17 protein-coding genes are annotated in these 18,314 nt (G+C 72.0%); 9 read left to right on the top strand and 8 right to left on the bottom strand.

The window, feature by feature from the left end; translation table 11 throughout:
- Window positions 1-93 precede the first annotated feature (93 nt).
- Both DEJ12_RS10635 and ykgO read right to left on the bottom strand, forming a co-directional pair.
- Window positions 94-750, bottom strand: a complete 657-nt coding sequence (locus DEJ12_RS10635; RefSeq protein WP_111029976.1) for a histidine phosphatase family protein — start codon at window positions 748-750, stop codon at window positions 94-96.
- A gap of 28 nt (window positions 751-778) precedes the next feature.
- Window positions 779-901, bottom strand: a complete 123-nt coding sequence (gene ykgO, locus DEJ12_RS10630; RefSeq protein ID WP_017888460.1) for a type B 50S ribosomal protein L36 — start codon at window positions 899-901, stop codon at window positions 779-781.
- 45 nt (window positions 902-946) lie between these two features.
- Between ykgO and DEJ12_RS10625 the strand changes: the two genes are divergently transcribed.
- On the top strand, window positions 947-1,975 hold the full coding sequence (locus DEJ12_RS10625; protein ID WP_071405048.1) for a GTP-binding protein: 1,029 nt from the start codon (window positions 947-949) through the stop codon (window positions 1,973-1,975).
- A 225-nt stretch (window positions 1,976-2,200) separates the two neighbouring features.
- Here DEJ12_RS10625 and DEJ12_RS10620 read toward each other — a convergent pair whose 3' ends face one another.
- Window positions 2,201-3,733 (bottom strand): MFS transporter, encoded by a 1,533-nt coding sequence (locus DEJ12_RS10620; protein WP_111029975.1) that lies wholly within the window; start codon window positions 3,731-3,733, stop codon window positions 2,201-2,203.
- A gap of 191 nt (window positions 3,734-3,924) precedes the next feature.
- Here DEJ12_RS10620 and DEJ12_RS10615 point away from each other — a divergent pair, with 191 nt between their 5' ends.
- Complete coding sequence (locus DEJ12_RS10615) at window positions 3,925-4,449, top strand: DinB family protein (RefSeq protein WP_111029974.1); 525 nt, start codon at window positions 3,925-3,927, stop codon at window positions 4,447-4,449.
- A 228-nt stretch (window positions 4,450-4,677) separates the two neighbouring features.
- Here the strand turns inward: DEJ12_RS10615 and DEJ12_RS10610 are convergent, their stop codons facing one another.
- Window positions 4,678-5,649, bottom strand: coding sequence for a sugar-binding transcriptional regulator (locus tag DEJ12_RS10610; RefSeq protein ID WP_027466226.1), 972 nt, complete (start codon window positions 5,647-5,649; stop codon window positions 4,678-4,680).
- Window positions 5,650-5,702: 53 nt separating this feature from the next.
- The gene (locus DEJ12_RS10605) at window positions 5,703-6,560 is read right to left on the bottom strand and encodes a GolD/DthD family dehydrogenase (protein WP_111029973.1); all 858 of its coding nucleotides are present in this window, start codon (window positions 6,558-6,560) and stop codon (window positions 5,703-5,705) included.
- Between the two features lie 107 nt (window positions 6,561-6,667).
- On the opposite strand from DEJ12_RS10605, the gene DEJ12_RS10600 reads away from it, so the two are divergent.
- From DEJ12_RS10600 to DEJ12_RS10585, 4 genes are all read left to right on the top strand, one after another.
- Window positions 6,668-7,828 (top strand): zinc-binding dehydrogenase, encoded by a 1,161-nt coding sequence (locus DEJ12_RS10600; RefSeq protein ID WP_111029972.1) that lies wholly within the window; start codon window positions 6,668-6,670, stop codon window positions 7,826-7,828.
- Between the two features lie 29 nt (window positions 7,829-7,857).
- Window positions 7,858-9,174, top strand: coding sequence for an MFS transporter (locus DEJ12_RS10595; protein ID WP_209082617.1), 1,317 nt, complete (start codon window positions 7,858-7,860; stop codon window positions 9,172-9,174).
- 72 nt (window positions 9,175-9,246) lie between these two features.
- Window positions 9,247-10,986 carry a dihydroxyacetone kinase family protein gene (locus DEJ12_RS10590; protein WP_111029971.1) on the top strand — a complete coding sequence of 580 codons (1,740 nt, stop codon included), beginning with the start codon at window positions 9,247-9,249 and terminating at the stop codon, window positions 10,984-10,986.
- Window positions 10,983-11,465: a ribose-5-phosphate isomerase gene (locus DEJ12_RS10585; protein ID WP_111029970.1), complete on the top strand. Its 483-nt coding sequence runs from the start codon at window positions 10,983-10,985 to the stop codon at window positions 11,463-11,465. The genes DEJ12_RS10590 and DEJ12_RS10585 overlap by 4 nt, the downstream gene beginning before the upstream one ends.
- A 93-nt stretch (window positions 11,466-11,558) precedes the next feature.
- Here DEJ12_RS10585 and DEJ12_RS10580 read toward each other — a convergent pair whose 3' ends face one another.
- On the bottom strand, window positions 11,559-13,040 hold the full coding sequence (locus DEJ12_RS10580; RefSeq protein ID WP_111029969.1) for an FGGY-family carbohydrate kinase: 1,482 nt from the start codon (window positions 13,038-13,040) through the stop codon (window positions 11,559-11,561).
- 125 nt (window positions 13,041-13,165) lie between these two features.
- On the opposite strand from DEJ12_RS10580, the gene DEJ12_RS10575 reads away from it, so the two are divergent.
- Genes DEJ12_RS10575 through DEJ12_RS10565 form a run of 3 tightly spaced genes read left to right on the top strand, consistent with a single transcriptional unit; the run spans window position 13,166 to window position 16,063 of the window.
- Window positions 13,166-14,242 carry an outer membrane lipoprotein carrier protein LolA gene (locus DEJ12_RS10575; RefSeq protein ID WP_146245596.1) on the top strand — a complete coding sequence of 359 codons (1,077 nt, stop codon included), beginning with the start codon at window positions 13,166-13,168 and terminating at the stop codon, window positions 14,240-14,242.
- Window positions 14,239-15,216, top strand: a complete 978-nt coding sequence (locus DEJ12_RS10570) for an ABC transporter ATP-binding protein (RefSeq protein ID WP_111029967.1) — start codon at window positions 14,239-14,241, stop codon at window positions 15,214-15,216. Before DEJ12_RS10575 ends, DEJ12_RS10570 begins: the two co-directional genes overlap by 4 nt.
- Window positions 15,203-16,063 (top strand): ABC transporter permease, encoded by an 861-nt coding sequence (locus tag DEJ12_RS10565; RefSeq protein ID WP_027466217.1) that lies wholly within the window; start codon window positions 15,203-15,205, stop codon window positions 16,061-16,063. The genes DEJ12_RS10570 and DEJ12_RS10565 overlap by 14 nt, the downstream gene beginning before the upstream one ends.
- A gap of 61 nt (window positions 16,064-16,124) precedes the next feature.
- Here the strand turns inward: DEJ12_RS10565 and DEJ12_RS10560 are convergent, their stop codons facing one another.
- Both DEJ12_RS10560 and DEJ12_RS10555 read right to left on the bottom strand, forming a co-directional pair.
- A complete protein-coding gene (locus DEJ12_RS10560) occupies window positions 16,125-17,186 on the bottom strand; it encodes an NADP-dependent oxidoreductase (protein ID WP_051596869.1) in 1,062 nt (353 codons plus the stop codon).
- A gap of 177 nt (window positions 17,187-17,363) precedes the next feature.
- Window positions 17,364-18,296 carry a metallophosphoesterase gene (locus DEJ12_RS10555; protein ID WP_111029966.1) on the bottom strand — a complete coding sequence of 311 codons (933 nt, stop codon included), beginning with the start codon at window positions 18,294-18,296 and terminating at the stop codon, window positions 17,364-17,366.
- Window positions 18,297-18,314 lie beyond the last annotated feature (18 nt).

Below are 18,314 nucleotides of genomic sequence, written 5' to 3'. Positions count from 1 at the left end.
GACGGGAGGCCCGGTACCAGCTGGTACCGGGCCTCCCGTCCGTTCGTGGTCGCGTTCGCGAGCCGTTGGTCGCGTCGACGACCGCTGGTCGCGTCAGAAACGCTCACCGGTGGGGTCGCGCGCCGTGCGGTCGATGAGCTGGTCGCCGCCGACCGGCTCGCCTTCCCAGTCGACCAGGCGCCAGCCGTCGGCGAACGAGCCCTCGAGCTCGACGATGCCGGTGTTCTCCAGGTGACGCTTCGTGCCGAAGTGGTCCGGGGTGTTCTGCGCAGCTGCGCTCGCCCACGTGCGGATCGCGGCACCGTGACTGACGGCAGCGGCGACCGCGACCCCGGTGGCCTCGATCTGCCGGACGGCGTCGTCGTAGCGCTCGAAGAACTCGGTGCCGCTTTCGGCACCGGGCATCCGGGTCGTCCGGTCGCCGCCGGACCAGCCGTGCACGGTGGAGATGTAGGTCTGCACGGACACCTTGTCGCTCTTGCCTTGGGTGTCGCCCGCCTCGATCTCGCGCAGGCCCGGCAGTACCACGGGCTCGAGGCCGAGCGAGGTCGCCAGGGGCGCCGCGGTGATCTGCGTGCGGACCATCGACGACACGAACAGTCGCTCGATCCCCCGGTCAGCGAGTGCTGCGGGCAGGGCGTCGGCCTGCTGCTGCCCGAGCTCGGTCAGCCCCGGTCCGGGCACCACGGCATCGAGGATGCCGTGCACGTTCGCGGGGGTCTGGCCGTGGCGGATGAGCAGCAGTCGCATGCCGCCACCCTACGGACCGCCGCTGACGTCAGCCCTGCCGGGTGTTCCAGCGGGGGTTCTTCTTGTTGATGACGTAGACGCGACCCCGGCGTCGGACCACCTGCGAGCCGGGGATCTTCTTCAGGGCCTTGAGGGAGTTGCGGACCTTCACGACGAGCCTCCTTGTTGATAACGGTTTTCAGTTACAGTAGCGGACATGCGTGCTGCTGCCATCACCCTCGTCACCGCCCTGCACCAGGTCGACGCCGACCGCGTCGCCGCCCGGATCTCGGACGGACACCGGATGCACGTCGCCGGGAGTGCCTTCGCCACTGCCCGCGCCGTGGCCGACCGGGCCGACCAGCTCGACCGGGTCTGCGGACCCGACGCGGGCCACGGGCTCGTCGTCACCCTGCACCCGGGAGCCGATGCCCGAGCGGTCGGCATGCTGCTCGCCAACGCGGCACGGTCCGAGACCGGCGACGACCGGGTGCTGCGGCACGTCGTCGGGGTGCTGCGGGCCGACGACGTCGCGCACCTGCTGTGGTCGGACGTCGACGACGCCTTCGTGGCCGCGGACCGGATGGCCGCACTCGTCGAGTACGCGACGGTGATCGCCCTCGACCGCATCGAACCGCTGTCCGGGCGTCGGCGACGAGCGCTCGTCTCGCTGCTGCACCGGATGGCACCCCAGGCCGTGATCGTCGCCCTGCCCGCGATCCGGAGCGCCGCCGACCTGCCGGCCTCGAACGGTGGAGCAGCGCGGGTGCTCGCCACCGGTGCCGGCTGGATGCGGGCACTGTCGAGCGGTGCGGACACCGGGCGCGAAGCCCGCGATGCCCTGGTCTCGATGCGCTACCGGGAGCCGCTGCCGTTCCACCCCGGACGACTGTCTTCCGTCATCGCCGACGACCTGTCCGCCGGGGTGAACGGCCGCGTGCTGCGGTCGCGGGGGTTCTTCCGCCTGGCCTCCCGGCCGGACCACGTCGGCTCGTGGTCGAGCTTCGGGTCGATGCTCGCGCTCGACCCCACCGCGAACCCGTCGTGGGACGCCGACGCTCCGATCGGGCAGGCACTGTGGTTCGTCGGCGAGCAGCTCGACGTCCGGGCGATCGAGCGGGCGCTCGACGGCGCGCTGCTCACGCCGTCGGAGCTGCTCGCCGGGCCGGACGTGTGGCGCGGCTGGCCGGACCCGTTCCCGGTGTGGCCCGCGGTGGACCCGGCGTCGGAGCACCGGCACGAGTGACGTGGGGCGCGTGCGCGGGCGGCTGCGCACTCGTCTTGCGACAGAGCACGAGTCGATCGACGCGTGCATCGTCGCCTCATGCGCACACATCCGCTCCGTGCGCATGTTGCGACAGAACGCGCGTCGATCGTCGCAGTGTGCGCACGCACGGACGGGAGGCGCGGTGCGGTGCGGGTCGGACCCGCACCGCGCCTCCCGTCCGTGGTCACGTCGAGAACCGCAGCGTCACCGCACCGGCGACGCCTCCCGCGCAGCAGCCTCCCGCGCAGCAGCAGCCGCCGCGTCCTGCGCCGCGAACGGCAGGTCACCGAGGTCCAGGTGCGGGTTCGTGTCCTGCGTGAGCACGAGCTCCTTCGCCTCGTCCTCGGTCTCCACGGCCGGCATCGACCCGGGCAGCGGGCGCTGCGAGGACTCCTTCATGCAGAAGACACCGATCGCTCCGACGACGCTCATCGCCATCAGGAAGTACGCCGGCGCGAGCTCGTCACCCGTCGCGGTGAGCAGCGCCTGCACGATCAGGGGCGTGGTCCCGCCGAACACCGCGATCGCGATGTTGTAGGCGAACCCCATGCCGCCGTACCGCGTCGAGGTCGGGAACAGCGCCGGCAGCGACGCAGCCTGGTTCGACACCCACAGCGCGGTCATGAGCGCGAGCAGCCCGAGGCCGGCGAGCGTCGACCACTGCGCCCCGTGCCCGATCAGCATGAAGGCCGGCACGACGAGCACGACCGTGGTGGCGGCACCGATCCACATCACGACGCGGCGGCCGAGGCGGTCGGAGAGCTTGCCGGTCAGCGGGAGCATCACCGCGAGCAGCAGGAGCACCGGGATCGTCAGCAGCGTGCCGTCGATGGCGGAGTACCCGAGCGAGTCGGTCAGGTACGTCGGCATGTACGAGGTCAGGGCGTAGCCCACGGTGTTCGACGCGGCGACGAGCATGATCGCGATGACGATCGGACGCCAGTGCTGACGGACCATCGCGACGACGTTGGCCGGACGCTCACCGTCGAAGGACGCACGGGACTCGGTCGCGGCCTCCTGCGCGGCCTGGGTCGCCTGGAACACCGGCGACTCCTCGATGCGCAGCCGGAAGTAGATGGCCACGACGCCGATCACACCGGCGGCGAGGAACGGGAACCGCCAGCCGTAGGCGGTCATCGCTTCTTCGCCGAGGGTGAGCTGCAGCACCGACACCACCGTGGCACCGAGCGCGAAGCCCAGGTAGCTGCCGAAGTCCAGGATGCTCGCGAAGAAGCCGCGACGGCGGTCCGGGGCGTACTCGGTGACGAAGGTCGTCGCCCCGGCGTACTCACCACCGGTCGAGAAGCCCTGCGCGAGCTTCAGCACGACGAGCAGGATCGGGCCGAACACGCCGATCGTCGCGTACGCGGGGAGCGCCCCGATCAGGAACGTCGACGCCGCCATCATGATCAGCGTCGTCGCGAGCACCTTCTGCCGGCCGATCTTGTCACCGAGGCGTCCGAACACGATGCCGCCCAGGGGCCGTGCGATGTAGGTCGCCGCGAACACCCCGAGGCTGAACAGGATCTGCACCGAGGGTTCGGCCGTCGGCAGGAAGACCTTCCCCATCGTCACGGCCAGGTAGCCGTACACACCGACGTCGTACCACTCCATGGTGTTGCCGACGACCATGCCGCTGACGGCTCGTCGCATCATGCTCTTGTCGACCACGGTGACGTCGCTCTCGCGCAGCCGTCGGTGTGGTCGGGTGTTGGTACTGCTGGGGTCGGAACCCATGCCTTGCTCCTCGAGAAGATCGGTGGGCCGTCGGGAACCGGCCCAGAACAGCGAGCGACGTTACCGAGCAACCGAAATGTCATTGGCCGGTGATTCTCAGGGAACGGCGTGTCACCCGAACGGGGGTCGCCGCCGATCCGCACCAGTCCGGCGAACCCGGAAGCTGAGTAACGAGGCCGTAACATCGGCCCATGGCGATCGAACCCGAGACGAAGAACTGGACGTGGGTCATCGAGTCCGCGTGTCCCGAGTGCGGCTACGACGGCAGCGCGGTGACCGTCCGCGACGTGCCGGGCATCATCGACGAGAACACCGCCGGGTGGCCCGATGTCCTCGGGCGCGACGACGTGCGCAACCGCCCGGACGACCACACGTGGTCCCCGCTCGAGTACGGCGCCCACGTGCGGGACGTGCACCGGAAGATGGCGGAGCGCCTCGAGCTGATGCTCACCGAGGACGCCCCGACGTTCCCGAACTGGGACCAGGACGCCACCGCCGTCGAGGACCGTTACGGCGAGCAGGACCCCGCGGTCGTCGCTCGGGAACTGCGGGATTCGGCGGACCGCGCGGCCCGGGCCTTCGCCGCCGTCCCCGACGAGGTGCTCGGGCGCACCGGGCTCCGGTCCGACGGCAGCGCCTTCACCGTCGCGACGCTCGCCACCTACTACGCGCACGACCCGGTGCACCACCTGTGGGACGTGCGGCGCGCGCTCTAGACGTGGGGACCACCGGCCTGGAGGCGCGGTGCGGCCCCGCCCCGCGCCTCCAGGCCGCCTGCGGTCACCCCCGGATCCGGGCGTCCCTACCGGAACCGGGCGTACCTGCCGGAACCGGGCGTACCTACCGAAACCGGGCGTACCTGCCACGAAGAATCGACCAGGTATGCCCGAAAGCACCATCCATCGCACGCGTGATGGGAAGGATCGGGCGCCGAGCCGGAGCGCTCAGGCGAGTGCGTCGAGCACGGCGCGCGCCGTCGCGGCGTCGGTCACCAGCTCGTTGACCAGCCCACCCCGCACCGCGGCCACGATGCTCGTGACCTTGGCGCTGCCCACGGCGACCCCGACCGCGTGCGGCACGGTCGACAGGATCTCGCGCGAGGTCCGCACCATCCGGTCACTGCCGGGGAACTCGATCGGCGAGCCGTCCGCGGCGTAGAAGTTCAGGCAGACGTCGCCGGCGGCACGGTCGAACGCCGCGTCCTCGACCGGGATGCCCCGGGCCAGGGCGTCGCGCGTGTGGGTCGGTGCACCGATGCCGAGGATCGCGCCCTTCGCCCGGCTCCACAGCCCGACGACGTGCTGGAACGCCGGGTCCTCGTCGAGGGTGGACCGCATCGCCGGGGACGGCAGCGCCTGGGCGAACAGGAACGCCGGGATCGCGCCGGAGTGCTCCGCGGCCGTCCGGGTGATCTCGTTCGTCTGGAACCACGGCATCGGGTCGGCCTGCCCGCCCACGGTCGGGACGAGCTGCACGCCGGGCATGGTCGGCATGCCGGACCGTGCGACGTCGTACACGGTGCGGCCGGACGACATCAGGACGGCGTCACCGGGGACGAGCCCCATGCCCTCGACCGCGGCGGCCAGCGGTGCGGCGAGGTCGGCGCCGAGCGTGGCCGCGTGGGTGACCGCGGCGAGGTGCACCGCGCGGAGCCCGAGCACGACCTGCAGCCGTTCGGCGAGCGCCACGGTCTCGTCCTGGAACGGGTCGACGACCTCGATGCGGACGAGTCCGGCCTTGCGGGCCTCGGCGACGAGCCGCGAGACGGTCGGCCGCGAGACCCCGAGGCGCGAGGCGATCTCGACCTGGGTGGCGTCCTCGAGGTAGTACATCCGCGCCGCCTGGTAGACGGTGTCCAGCGGGAACCGGGTGCGCGACGCATCGGGGCCGGGGCCAGCGGTGCTCTCGGACGACATGGAGCAGGACCCTTCGACTCGATCGGACACCGCGATCGTAGTCCGAGCAGGGCTCAGCGGATCGTGAACCCGCCGTCCACCCGGAGGTCCGCACCGTTCACCATGGCGCTCGACTCCCCTGCCAGGAAGAGCACGGCCGCGGCGATCTCGTCGGGGGTCGCGAAGCGGCCGGTGGGGATCTCGTCCTGGTGCCGGATGCCGTTCTCGTTCGCCCAGGCCGCACGGCCGAGGTCGGTGAGGACGACGGTCGGCGACACGGTGTTCACGGTGACGCCGCGTCCGCCCCACTCGAGTGCGAGCACGTTCGTCAGACCGATGACGCCGGCCTTCGAGGCGCAGTAGGCGGCGTGCCCGTCGATGCCGACGTGGGCCGCCTGCGACGCGATGTTCACGATCCGCCCGTACCCGGCGTCGAGCATGTGCCGGCCGACGGCCTGCGCCACACGGAACGTGCCGGTCAGGTTGACGTCGATGGTCGCCGCCCAGGTGTCGGCTGCCAGGTCTTCCGCCGGGGCGAGCGCGGCGATGCCGGCGCAGTTCACCAGCACGTCGACGCCACCGAAGGGCCGGACGACGTCCGCCACGGTGCGGGTCACGGAGTCGGCATCGGTCACGTCACAGGCGAACCCGGCGTGGAGGCCCGTGGCCGTGCCCGCCCCGTCGGCGGCGGCGTCCGGCCCGGCCGTCACGGGCGCGGCGGACGTGGGCAGGTCGGCCGCGGCCGACGTGGCGCCGTCCGCACGGACGTCGACGACGGCGACACGGGCACCCCGTGCAGCCAGGGCCCGGGCAATGGCGTTGCCGATGCCCGACGCCCCGCCGGTCACCACCGCCGTACGGCCGCTGAAGTCGTTGGTCAGGTCGATCGTGTCGGGGCCCGGTCGGAGGGCCGCGGCGAAGTCCGTCGTCATGTTCGCTCCCTTGCGTTCGGTGCCGAACCTACCAGAAATTGTGTTCTGGACAAACGTTCTGGAAGGTGTACAGTCATCGCCGAAGCCACCCAACGGAGGAACAGCTCATGTCGACGACGACCGAGAACGCGGCCACGACCGCCCCCACCACGATCCCCACGACGATGCGCGCCGTCGTCGTTCACGGCCCCGGTGACTACCGGCTCGAGGAGCGTCCCGTCCCGACGCCCGGCCCCGGGGAACTCCTGCTCCGCACCGACGCCGTCGGCATCTGCGCGAGCGACCTGAAGTGCTACCACGGCGCCGCGAAGTTCTGGGGCGACGAGAACCGTGCGGCCTGGGCAGAGCGGGACCGCATCCCCGGACACGAGTTCGTCGGCACGATCGTCGCCGGTGACGACGCCGCCCTGGCCAAGCGCGGCGTCGACGTGGGCGACCGGATCGCCTGCGAGCAGATCGTGCCGTGCTGGGAGTGCCGCTACTGCCTCGAGGGCGCGTACTGGATGTGCAACGTGCACGACATGTTCGGCTTCAAGGGCTACGACGGCGCGATGGCCGAGTACGTGCTCGTGCCGGCGAAGGCGCTGACCCACCCGGTGTCGAAGGCGCTGCCCGGCCAGGTCGCCGCGTTCTCCGAGCCGTTGTCCTGCGCCTTCCACGCAGTCGAGCGCGGGGACATCAAGTTCGGCGACACCGTGGTGATCGCCGGTGCCGGCCCGATCGGCCTCTCCGCCATCGCCGGTGCGCGGCAGAAGAACCCGCTCCGGATCATCGCGCTCGACGTGGTCGAGGCGAAGCTCGAGCTGGCTCGCAAGGTCGGCGCCGACCTCACGATCAACATCGCCCAGGAGGACGCGGTCGCCCGGGTCAAGGAGCTCACCGACGGCTACGGCGCCGACGTCTACATCGAGGCCACCGGGCACCCGTCCGCGGTGCCGCAGGGACTGAACCTGCTCCGCAAGCTCGGGACCTTCGTCGAGTACTCGGTGTTCAAGGACGACGTGTCCGTGGACTGGTCGATCATCTCGGACGACAAGGAACTCGACGTGCGCGGCGCCCACCTCGGCCCGCACACCTGGCCGGCGGCGATCAAGCTGCTCGAGGCCGAGACCCTGCCGATGTCGGAGATCTGCACGCACCAGTTCCCGCTCGAGCAGTTCCAGGAGGCCCTCGACCTGGTCGGCGACTCCGCCGGTGCCAGCGTCAAGGTGTCGATCATCCCGTCCCTGACCGCCCCCACCACGGCCGCACAGGCCGCTCAGGCCTGACCGACTCCGCCAGCAGGGAGAGAACGAGCATGTCAGCGACGACAGCCCGCGCCACCGGCGCCCGCACGACCGCGCCCCGCACCGAGGGCCGCCTGGACCGGATGGGCATCCCCCGTCCGCTCGCCCTCGGGTTCGTCGCCGTCCTGGTCTTCATGACCGGGAACGGCGTCGAGTCGAACTTCATCACGCCGCACATGGTGGCGGTCCTCGGCAGCCCCGAGGCCACCGTGGCGACGATCGTCACGTTCTACAGCCTGGCCGCACTGATCGGCAGCTACATCTCGGGGGCTCTGTCCGACCTGGTCGGCCCGCGCCGCGTGATGATCCTCGGCTTCGCCGTCTGGGTCGTGTTCGAGGTCCTGTTCCTGCTGGCACTCGGCGCCGGCAGTGTCCCGTTCGCCGCCGTCACCTACGCGTTGCGCGGGTTCGGCTACCCGCTGTTCGCCTTCGCGTTCCTGGTCTGGGTGAACATCACCACCCCGGTCGAACGGAACGGCTCGGCGGTCGGCTGGTTCTACGTCGCCTTCACGGGTGGCCTGCCGACCCTCGGCTCGCTGTTCGCGATCGGTGCCATCCCGGTGTTCGGCGGCGGAACGGTCGGTGAGACCGGCGCGATGGTCGCCTCGATCGGTCTCGTCGTGATCGGGTTCCTCATCATGCTGTTCGGCGTCCGGCTGCCGAACGGGTTCACGCGCATCGCCCCCGCCGGCGAGAGCGCCTGGCAGGTGCTGACGAGCGGCATCCGCCTGACGGTCACGCGACCGAAGATCCTGATGGGCTTCCTCGTCCGCCTGATCAACACCGCGCCGGAGTTCGGCATGTTCGTCGTGCTTCCCGCGGTCATCGCGAACGAGCGCGGCTGGGGCCAGAGCCGCTGGCTGCTCATGACCGTCTGCGTCTACGCGACGAACATCCTGGTCAACGCCCTGTTCGGCTGGGTCGGCGACAAGATCGGCTGGCAGCGCACCGTCAAGTGGTTCGGCATCGTCGGCTCCGCCCTCGGGCTCATCGCCTGGTGGTACGTGCCGCAGCTCGTCCCCGCCGGTTCGGACTGGGGCTACGTGCTCTCCGTCGTCGCCGGGTGCGTGTTCGGCTGTCTGCTCGCCGGGTTCGTGCCGATGGGCGCGATCATGCCGGCGCTCGCCCCCGAGCACAAGGGCGCCGCGATGGCGATGTACACCACGGCCGCCGGCGGTGCCGCGTTCCTCGGCACCGGCGTCGTCGCCGCGGTCTTCGCCCTGGGCGGCGGCGGCCAGGCCGCCACGTGGACGTTCGTCGGCCTGTACGCCTGCGCCTTCGTGATGATCCACTTCCTCAAGGTCCCGCAGGGCGACCGAGGACACTGAGTTCCGGGCGACGACGGCCGTCCCGTCGTCGCCCGGTGCACCACCCACCACCATCCCCGGAGGACCCGCACCATGACCACGATCCACGACGACCCGGACGAGTTCGCCGAAGACCAGCTGAGCGGCTGGCTCGCGCTCTACGCCGACCGGGTCCGCGGCGTCCACGGCGGCGTCGTCACCCTGCCCACCGAGGGGGCCGCACCGCAGGTCGCCGTCGTCGTCGGGGGCGGCTCCGGCCACTACCCCGCGTTCTGCGGCGTCGTCGGCCCGGGCTTCGCCACCGGCGCCGTCGTCGGCAACGTCTTCACCTCGCCGTCGACCGCGCAGGTCTACTCGGTCGCCAAGGCCGCCGACCAGGGCCGCGGTGTCGTGCTGTCGTTCGGCAACTACGCCGGTGACACCATGAACTTCGGGCTCGCGGCCGAGCGGCTGCGTGCCGAGGGCATCGACACCCGCATCGTCGTGGTCACCGACGACGTCGCCAGTGCCGACGACGAGACGAAGCGCCGCGGCATCGCCGGTGACTTCTCCGTCTTCAAGGCGATGGGCGCCGCCGCTGCCGAGGGAGCCGACCTCGACGAGGTCGAACGGATCGGCCGGGCGTCGAACGCCGCGACCCGCACCATCGGCGTCGCGTTCTCCGGCTGCACCATGCCCGGTGCGACCGAACCGCTGTTCACCGTCCCCGACGGCCACCTCGGCCTGGGGCTCGGCATCCACGGCGAGCCGGGCATCCAGGACGTCCCGCTGCTCCGGGCGACGGACCTGGCGTCCCTGCTCGCCGAACGGCTGCTCACCGACCGCCCCGCAGCCGCCGGCTCCCGGGTCGCCCCGATCCTCAACGGGCTCGGTGACACCAAGTACGAGGAGCTCTTCCTGCTCTGGGGCCGGGTGCTGCCGCTGCTGCAGGAAGCCGGGCTCCAGGTCGTCGAACCCGAGGTCGGCGAACTCGTCACGAGCCTCGACATGGGCGGCTGCTCGCTGACGCTGCAGTGGCTCGACGACGAACTCGAACGGCTCTGGCGCGCCGACGCCTACACGCCCGCGTACCGCAAGGTGGCGGCGCCGGTCGCGGCGCTCGTGCCGGCCGACGCGGTGGACGCCGCCGAGGACGAGGCGACGGTCGTGCCGGAGGCGACCGATGCCTCCCGGCATGCCGCGCAGACGGTGCGAGCCGCCGTCGAGGCGATGGACGCGCTCCTGCGCGAGCACGAGGAGACGCTCGGCCGCATCGACGCGGTCGCCGGGGACGGCGACCACGGCCGCGGAATGGTCAAGGGGATCGGTGCGGCGCGCAAGGCGGTCGACGGGCTCGGCCCGGAGGCGGGGGTCGCCTTCGTCCTCGGACGCGCCGGTGACGCGTGGGCCGCGTTCGCGGGCGGCACCTCCGGTGTCCTGTGGGGCGCCGCACTCGAGGCGTTCGGCCGCTCCCTCGGCGACGACCGCGAGTCGTACCAGGCGTCCGACGTCGTCGACGCGGCGCAGGCCTTCGCCGACTCGATCGTCCACCTGGGCGGGGCGTCCCGCGGGGACAAGACGCTGCTCGACGCGCTGCTGCCGTTCGTGGACGAACTGCGCCGGGCCGTCGACACCGGCGCACCGCTCGTGGCAGCGTGGGAGACCGCGGCGCGGGTCGCGGTCGAGCAGGCCGAGGCCACCGCCGACCTCACGCCGAGGGTCGGACGGGCCAGGCCGCTGGCCGAGAAGAGCCTGGGGACACCCGACGCGGGTGCCACCTCGATGGGGATGATCCTCACGCGGATCGGCGAGGTCCTCGCCGCCCGTGCTGACAAGGAAGGAACACACGCATGACGTACCGTCTCGTGATCGGGTCCGACGACGCCGGGTTCGACTACAAGGAGATCATCAAGGCCGACCTGCTCGCCGACGACCGGGTGTCGGACGTCACCGACGTCGGCGTCGACGCGGACGGCCACACCGCCTACCCGCACGTCGCCGTGGACGCCGCGCGCCTGGTGGCGAACGGCGAAGCCGACCGGGCGATCCTGATCTGCGGCACCGGCCTCGGTGTGGCGATCAGCGCCAACAAGGTGCCGGGCATCCGTGCCGTCACCGCGCACGACTCGTACAGCGTGGAACGGTCGATCCTGTCGAACGACGCCCAGGTGCTCTGCATGGGGCAGCGCGTCGTCGGCGTCGAGCTCGCCCGCCGTCTGGCGAAGGAGTGGCTCGGCTACGAGTTCGACCGTTCCAGTGCCAGCGCCGAGAAGGTCAACGCCATCTGCGAGTACGACGGCAGCGCGCCCGCCGGCGTCGACGCGCAGGCGTAGGCAGGGTCCCGCACGACACCGGTGTTCGCACGCTGAACACGCCCGTTCGGGTGTTCGGCACGCGAACACCGGTGTTCCGCCGAGCGCCGCCGATCAGCCGCGCGCGGCCAAGCGGTGCACGACGGCCTTCGTCGCCTCGTACAGCTCGCGGTAGTCCCGGTAGCCGGCCTCGTACGCCGCGGTCGCTGCAGGGTCCGGTTCGATCACCGTCGCCGGCGGGTTCCACGCACCGATGTCCACGGTGTCGCCCGGCCCCGCGACGAGCTCGGCAGCCAGGTACGCCGAGCCGAAGCACGCACCGATCGTCACGCTCGGCACCGTCTGCCGCAGCCCGGTGACGTCCGACACGATCGTGGGCCACAGCCGTCCGAGCAGCCCGCCGCCGGCCCCGACGAGTTCGCGGACCTCGACCCCGGCGTCGCGCAGGGCCTCGAGGTGGTGCCGCACCGCGTACGCCGTCGCCTCGAGCGTCGCCCGGTAGATGTCCCCGCGCGTGTGCCGGACCGTCAGTCCCGCGAGCACTCCGCGGGCGTCGGGGTCGGCGATCGGCGTCCGCTCCCCCGCGAAGTACGGCAGCATCAGCAGCCCGTTCGCCCCGATGCCGGAGCACCGCGCTTCCTCGAGCATGGTCGACCACTCGCCGTCGACCAGCCGTCGCAGCCAGTCCGTGATCGCCCCGGAGGTCGCCATCCCCCCGGACACGCTCGGCTGGCCCGGGTGCGTGCCGACGGTCGTCCACATCCCCGGCACCGCCGTGGGTTCGGCCGTCGGCACGATCATGAACATCGTGGTGCCGTACTGCAGGAACATCCGGCCCGGCACGGACTCACCGACGCTCACGCCCTCCGCCCAGGCGTCGATGGTCCCGGCCGTCACGGGGATGCCGGCCGGGAGGCCCGTGGCAGCGGCCGCCTCGGGCGTCACGACGCCCGCCTGGTCGCCCGACCACAGCAGGCGCGGCATCTCGAGACCGGGTGCCAGCCGGTCGCACCACTCCGGGATCCACCGGTTCGCGTGCACGTCGTAGAGGGGTGTCGTCTGACTGGCCGAGTGGTGGTCGAGGACGTACTCGCCCGTCAGCCGCTCGACCACGCGGGACGACGGCATCGTGAACCGGGCGGCCCGCGCCCAGACGTCGGGTTCGTGCCGGGCGAGCCAGGCGAGCTTCACGCCGGCGGCCTGGGTGCTCAGGGCGGACCCGCAGCGGGCCCGGATCGCGCCCTCGCCGCCGAGCTCGGCCGTGACGTCGTCGAGCATCTCCGCCGTGCGGGTGTCGATGCCGTACAGGATCGCCGGACCGAGCGGCGCACCGTCGACGTCGGTCAGCAGCGCGCACGGTCCGATGCCGCTCACGCCGACCGCCTGCACCTCGACGTCGGGCACGCGGTCGAGCAGGGAGCGGGTGAGGGTGGTGAACTCCTCCCACCAGACGTCGGAGTCCATCTCGACCAGGCCCTGCTCGGGGCGGTCGACCTCGTGGCGACGGCTCACCTCGGCGAGCACGGTGCCGTCGAACCGGGCCAGCAACGCCTTCGTGCTCGACGTCCCGATGTCCAGACCGAGCACCGCTCGCATGCCGCCTCCTTCGCCGCCACACGACCGCCGCCGGTCGCGCCACGAGTCTACGAGCGACGCCCAGCTGCCTGTCGGGGGCCGGACGTACGGTACCGACGACTCCAATGCTCCACGAGGGGAACCCGATGAAGAAGTCAGCCTGGCTGCCAGCCGTCATCGCACCGGTCGTCGTCGCCGGCGCCGTTGCCGCCCCGATGATCGCGAACGCCGCGAACGACCCGATCGCGGGGACGAACCCCAGCGCGTCGGACGTCATCGCCAGCATCGCGAAGTCGTCGGACGCCCAGTACTCGGGCAAGCTCTCGCAGACGAGCGCACTCGGGCTCCCCGAACTGCCCACCGGGTCCGGCGGCTCCTCGCTCGAGGGCGACGCCTCCGACGTGCTCGGGCTGCTCACCGCGTCGCACACCGCCCGTGTCTACGTCGACGGCCCCGACAAGCAGCGCGTCCAGCTGACGCAGCAGCTCGCCGAGCAGGACGTCGTCCGCAACGGCTCGGACGTCTGGACCTGGGACTCGAAGGAGCGCACGGCCACGCACGTGACGCTGCCGAGCGACACCGCGGAGGACCCGCGGGGCGGCACGACCACCCCGGCGGACATCGCGAAGCAGGCCATCGACGCGATCACCCCGACCACCACCGTGTCGAAGCCGACCGAGGTCAGCGTCGCCGGACACGACGCCTGGCAGATCACCCTGACGCCGAAGTCGTCCGACACCCTCGTCGGAGCCGTCCGGCTGGCCGTCGACCAGCAGACCGGACTCCCGCTCCGCGCGAGCGTCCAGGCCGCCGGCGCGGACGACCCCGCGGTGCAGGTCGGGTTCACGAGCCTCGACTACGGCGCCCCGGCGGCCCGGCTCTTCGACTTCACCCCGCCGTCGAACGCCAAGGTCACCGAGAAGGACCTGTCCGACGCCGGATCCCACGCGAAGGGCGAGCACGGCGACCACCGTGGCACCCCGAGCGGTGACGAGCCGACCTTCACGGGCACGGGCTGGAGCACCATCGCCGAGCTCCCCGCCGGCACGGTCGACCGGTCCGGGCTCGAGGGCGAGGCCTCCGGCCTGCTCGACCAGCTGACGAAGCCCGTCGACGGCGGCCGTGCCGTGCAGACGTCGCTCGTCTCGGTCTACCTGACCGACGACGGCCGCGTGCTCGCGGGTGCCGTGCCGGTCGCCTCCCTGGTCGACGCCGCGAAGTGAGCGCGGACGACCACCAGGTGAGCACGGCCGGGCCGGCACCCGACCTGGCGATCCGCACCACGGGCCTCCAGAAGGTGTTCCGCAAGCAGCGTGCGGTCGACGGGATCGACCTGGCGGTGCCGCGCGGCGCGGTGTTCGGGTTCCTCGGGCCGAACGGTTCCGGCAAGACCACCACGATCCGGATGCTGCTCGGGCTCTCGAGCGCGAGCGGCGGCACCATCGAGCTGCTCGGCGAACCGATGCCGAAGGCGCTGCACGACGTCCTGCCCCGCGTCGGTGCACTCGTCGAGGGGCCGGCCTTCTATCCGTACCTGTCCGGCCGGGCGAACCTGCAGCGCTTCGACGCCGCCGACCCCACGTCGGACCCGCGCACCCGCAAGGCCCGCGTGGCCGGTGCCCTCGACCGCGTCGGGCTGACCCACGCGGCCGACAAGAAGGCGCACGCGTACTCCCTCGGCATGAAGCAGCGACTCGGTCTCGCGAACGCCCTGCTGTCCCCGCGCGACCTGCTGGTGCTCGACGAGCCGACGAACGGCCTCGACCCGCAGGGCACCCGCGAGGTCCGCAACCTCATCCGCTCCCTGGCCGACGACGGCACCACGGTGTTCGTGTCCAGCCACCTGCTGGCCGAGATCGAGCAGGTCTGCACGCACGCAGCCGTCATGCGGACGGGCAAGATCGTCGCGCAGGGCCCCCTCGACGAGCTGCGCGCAGCAGGGGCCCGGACCGTGACCGTGCGGACGCCCGACGTCGGGCAGGCCGGTACCGTCCTCACCCGGCTCGGGCTCACCCCGCGGCACGACGGCGGGGCCGACGTGCTGGTGGCCGACCTGCCGAACGCGCTGCTGCCCGAGACGATCACCGCGGAGCTCGTGCGCGCCGACGTCCGGGTGCGCGGCCTGACGGTGGGCGGCGGCACCCTCGAGGACCTGTTCGTCGCACTCACCGGAGAGGGGTTCGATGTCGCAGCCTGACGCGGCCGTGCGCGACCTGCCCGTCCGCCGCCGGCAGCGCCCGTTCGCACTGCTCGGTTCCGAACTCGCGCTGGTGTTCCGGCGTCGCCGCACCTGGGCGATGCTCGGGGCACTCGCGCTCGTGCCGATCCTGATCGCGGTCGCCGTGAAGCTCACCACCGACGGCGACGACGGCGGGCCGGCGTTCCTCGGCGACATCACCAACAACGGCCTGTTCGTCGCGTTCACCGCACTGACCGTGTCGATCCCGCTGTTCCTGCCGCTGACCGTCGGCGTGGTCGCCGGGGACACCGTCGCGGGCGAGGCCAGCCACGGCACGATCCGCTACCTGCTCGTCGCGCCGACGGGCCGCGTGCGGTTCATCCTGGTGAAGTTCGCCGGTGCCGTCGCGTTCTGCCTGGCCGCCACGCTGCTGGTGGTGCTGGTCGGCGCGGCGATCGGCGCCGTGCTGTTCCCGATCGGCCCCGTCACACTGCTGTCCGGCACCCAGGTCGGCGGCTGGTCGTACGCCGGCCGCGCCCTGCTGCTCGCGCTGTACGTCGCGATGTCGATGCTCGGGCTCGTGGCGATCGGCATGTTCACGTCGACGCTGACGAACGTGCCGGTCGGCGCGATGGCCGCGACGGTCGTGCTCGCCGGGGCGTCGCAGGTGCTCGACCAGCTCCCCCAGCTCGACTGGCTGCACCCGTTCCTGTTCTCGCACCAGTGGCTCGGGTTCGGCGACCTGCTGCGCGACCCGATCTCGTTCGACTCGTTCGGGTCGAACGCGGTGCTGCAGCTCGGGTACGTCGTGGTGTTCGGGGCGCTGGCGTACAGCCGGTTCGCCTCGAAGGACATCCTGAGCTGACGCGGCAGGGGCCCGACACGAAGGTGTCGGGCCCCTGCGACGGGCAGCTCGCTCCGCTCGCTCAGCTCGCGGGCGACGCCGATCCGCCGGCCATCGTCTCCGTGTCGGTCCCCCGCGCATCCGCGTACCGGTCGCGCAGGTCACGGGCCTTCTCGGAGCGGTACCAGTCGAGCCGCGCCCCGGTCTCCACCGTCTGCATCCCGATCACGACCTTGCCGCGGGACTTCATCTCGGCCAGGTCCTCGTACGCCTCGACGATGTACTCGAACGGGTAGAAGCCCGAGATCAGCACCTGCACGCGACGGTCCTGCACGGCCTTCGCCAGCAGGGTGAGCAGCTCGCGGGTCTCCTCGTCCTCGGCGGGTGCGCGGAGGAACCGGACCTCGATGTCCCGGCGCTCCTCGGACGACACGAACCGCTCCTGGCCGACGCCGAGCCGTTCGGCCAGCAGCTCGGCGTTGCTCTCGCCGTGGTTGTCGATGAACGCGGTGATCGGCCGACCGTCGGCGATGTCGCGGATGCGGTCTTCCTCACCCTCACCGTAGGCGACGGGCAGCGTGCCGATCTGCCGCAGGTAGTCGTGGTTGCGAGGGCTGCCGAGGGCGATCACGGTCGCGCCGGCGTCGTGCGCCAGCTGGCACTCGATGTGTCCGACGCCACCGGCTGCGGCCGAGATCACGACGGTGTCCTGCGGTCCGAGCCGGAGCGACCGGACGACCGACACCGCGGTGCAGCCCGCCAGGTACAGGCCGCCGGCGACCTCCCACCCGACGTGCTCCGGCTTCTTGATGACGGCGCCGCGCGGCACCGCGATCCACGTGGCGTGGGCGCCGCCGGTCGGCGCGTGCCCCATCACCTCGTCGCCGATGCGGAGGTCCTTCACGCCGTCGCCCCGCGCGCGCACGATGCCGGCGAAGTCGACGCCCTGGTGGGCGGGGAACTCGAGGTCGACGTGGTCGCGGAGCTTCCCCTCACGCAGGAACCGCTCGATGTGGTTCAGGCCCGCGGCCACGATCTCGACGACGATCTCGCCCGGTCCGGCCTCGGGCTTCTGCTGGGGGACGAGCTCGACGACGTCGAAGTCGCCGTACCGGTCGTACTGCACTGCACTGCCGACTCGCATGGGTGCTCCTTCGCTCCAGGTGTGCGTCCGTGCTACTCGGTGTTCCCGCACGCAACCCGAAGACGTGGGGTACCGCGGCTGTGGACGTGACCAGACGACGGACTGGAGGCCCGTGGCGGCGCCGCCACGGGCCTCCCGTCCGTCGTCACGCGCGTCCACCGCGCGTGGGGACCGGGCTCAGTGCTTGCCGGCGGCCACGATGACGGCGCGGACCGTCTCGGGGTCGAGGCGGAACGCCCGCGGGTCGGCGTCGCCCCGTGGCACGCGGACCGGTGTCGACCAGACCGAGCCGTCCGCGGCGACGTCGACGACGAGTGCGCCGCTGTCGACGACGGCGGATTCCTCGTCGTACGGGCCGACCACGTCGGTGTCGTTCGCGACACCGGGGGCGACGAGGACCGGGACGCCGGCGAGCGACCCGGCGAAGTGGTGGTGGTAGTGACCGGCGAGGACGACCCGCACGTCGGAACCACGGATGACGTCGGCGAGCGCCTCGGGGTTCTGCAGGCGGAGGGCCTCGTGCAGCTCGGTCGGGGCGGGCAGCGGTGGGTGGTGCAGGACGACGACGGTGCCGTGCGGGGCGTCGTCCGGGCCGCTGTGGGCGTCTTCGGCGAGGGCCGTGCGCAGGTGCTCGAGCGCCGTGTCGCTGAGCTCGCCGTACCCGGCACCCGGGACGCTCGTGTCGACGGTCACGATCCGGCGCCCGGCGACGACCGACTGCCCAGAGACGGGCACCGTCGGCGGCAGGTACTCCAGCGTGTGCATCAGCGCCGTGCCGCCCTGGCCCAGGACGTGCCCGTTCGCCAGGACCTGCCGGAAGCCCTCGCGCAGGTCGTGGTTGCCGGGGACCACGACGACGGCCGCACCGTGCCGCTCCGCCCAGCCGCCGACGCGGTCCCGCACGGTCGCGTAGGACTCCGGGCTGCCGTCCTCGGAGACGTCGCCCGAGACCACCACCAGCCCGATGCCGGGCACCTCGTCGACGTGGGCGAGCAGCCGTTCGAGCGCGGCCGTGGTGTCGACCACGCCCTGGTGCAGGGCTCCGTCGCCGGTCAGGTGGGTGTCGGAGAGGTGGAGGATGCGGAGGGTCCCGGCTGCTGGCGGCTGCATGCGTCCACGGTAGCCACG

The sequence above is a fragment of the Curtobacterium sp. MCLR17_059 genome, assembly GCF_003234665.1.
Classification (GTDB): domain Bacteria; phylum Actinomycetota; class Actinomycetes; order Actinomycetales; family Microbacteriaceae; genus Curtobacterium; species Curtobacterium flaccumfaciens.
This window is presented reverse-complemented; position numbering and strand designations above follow the sequence as displayed.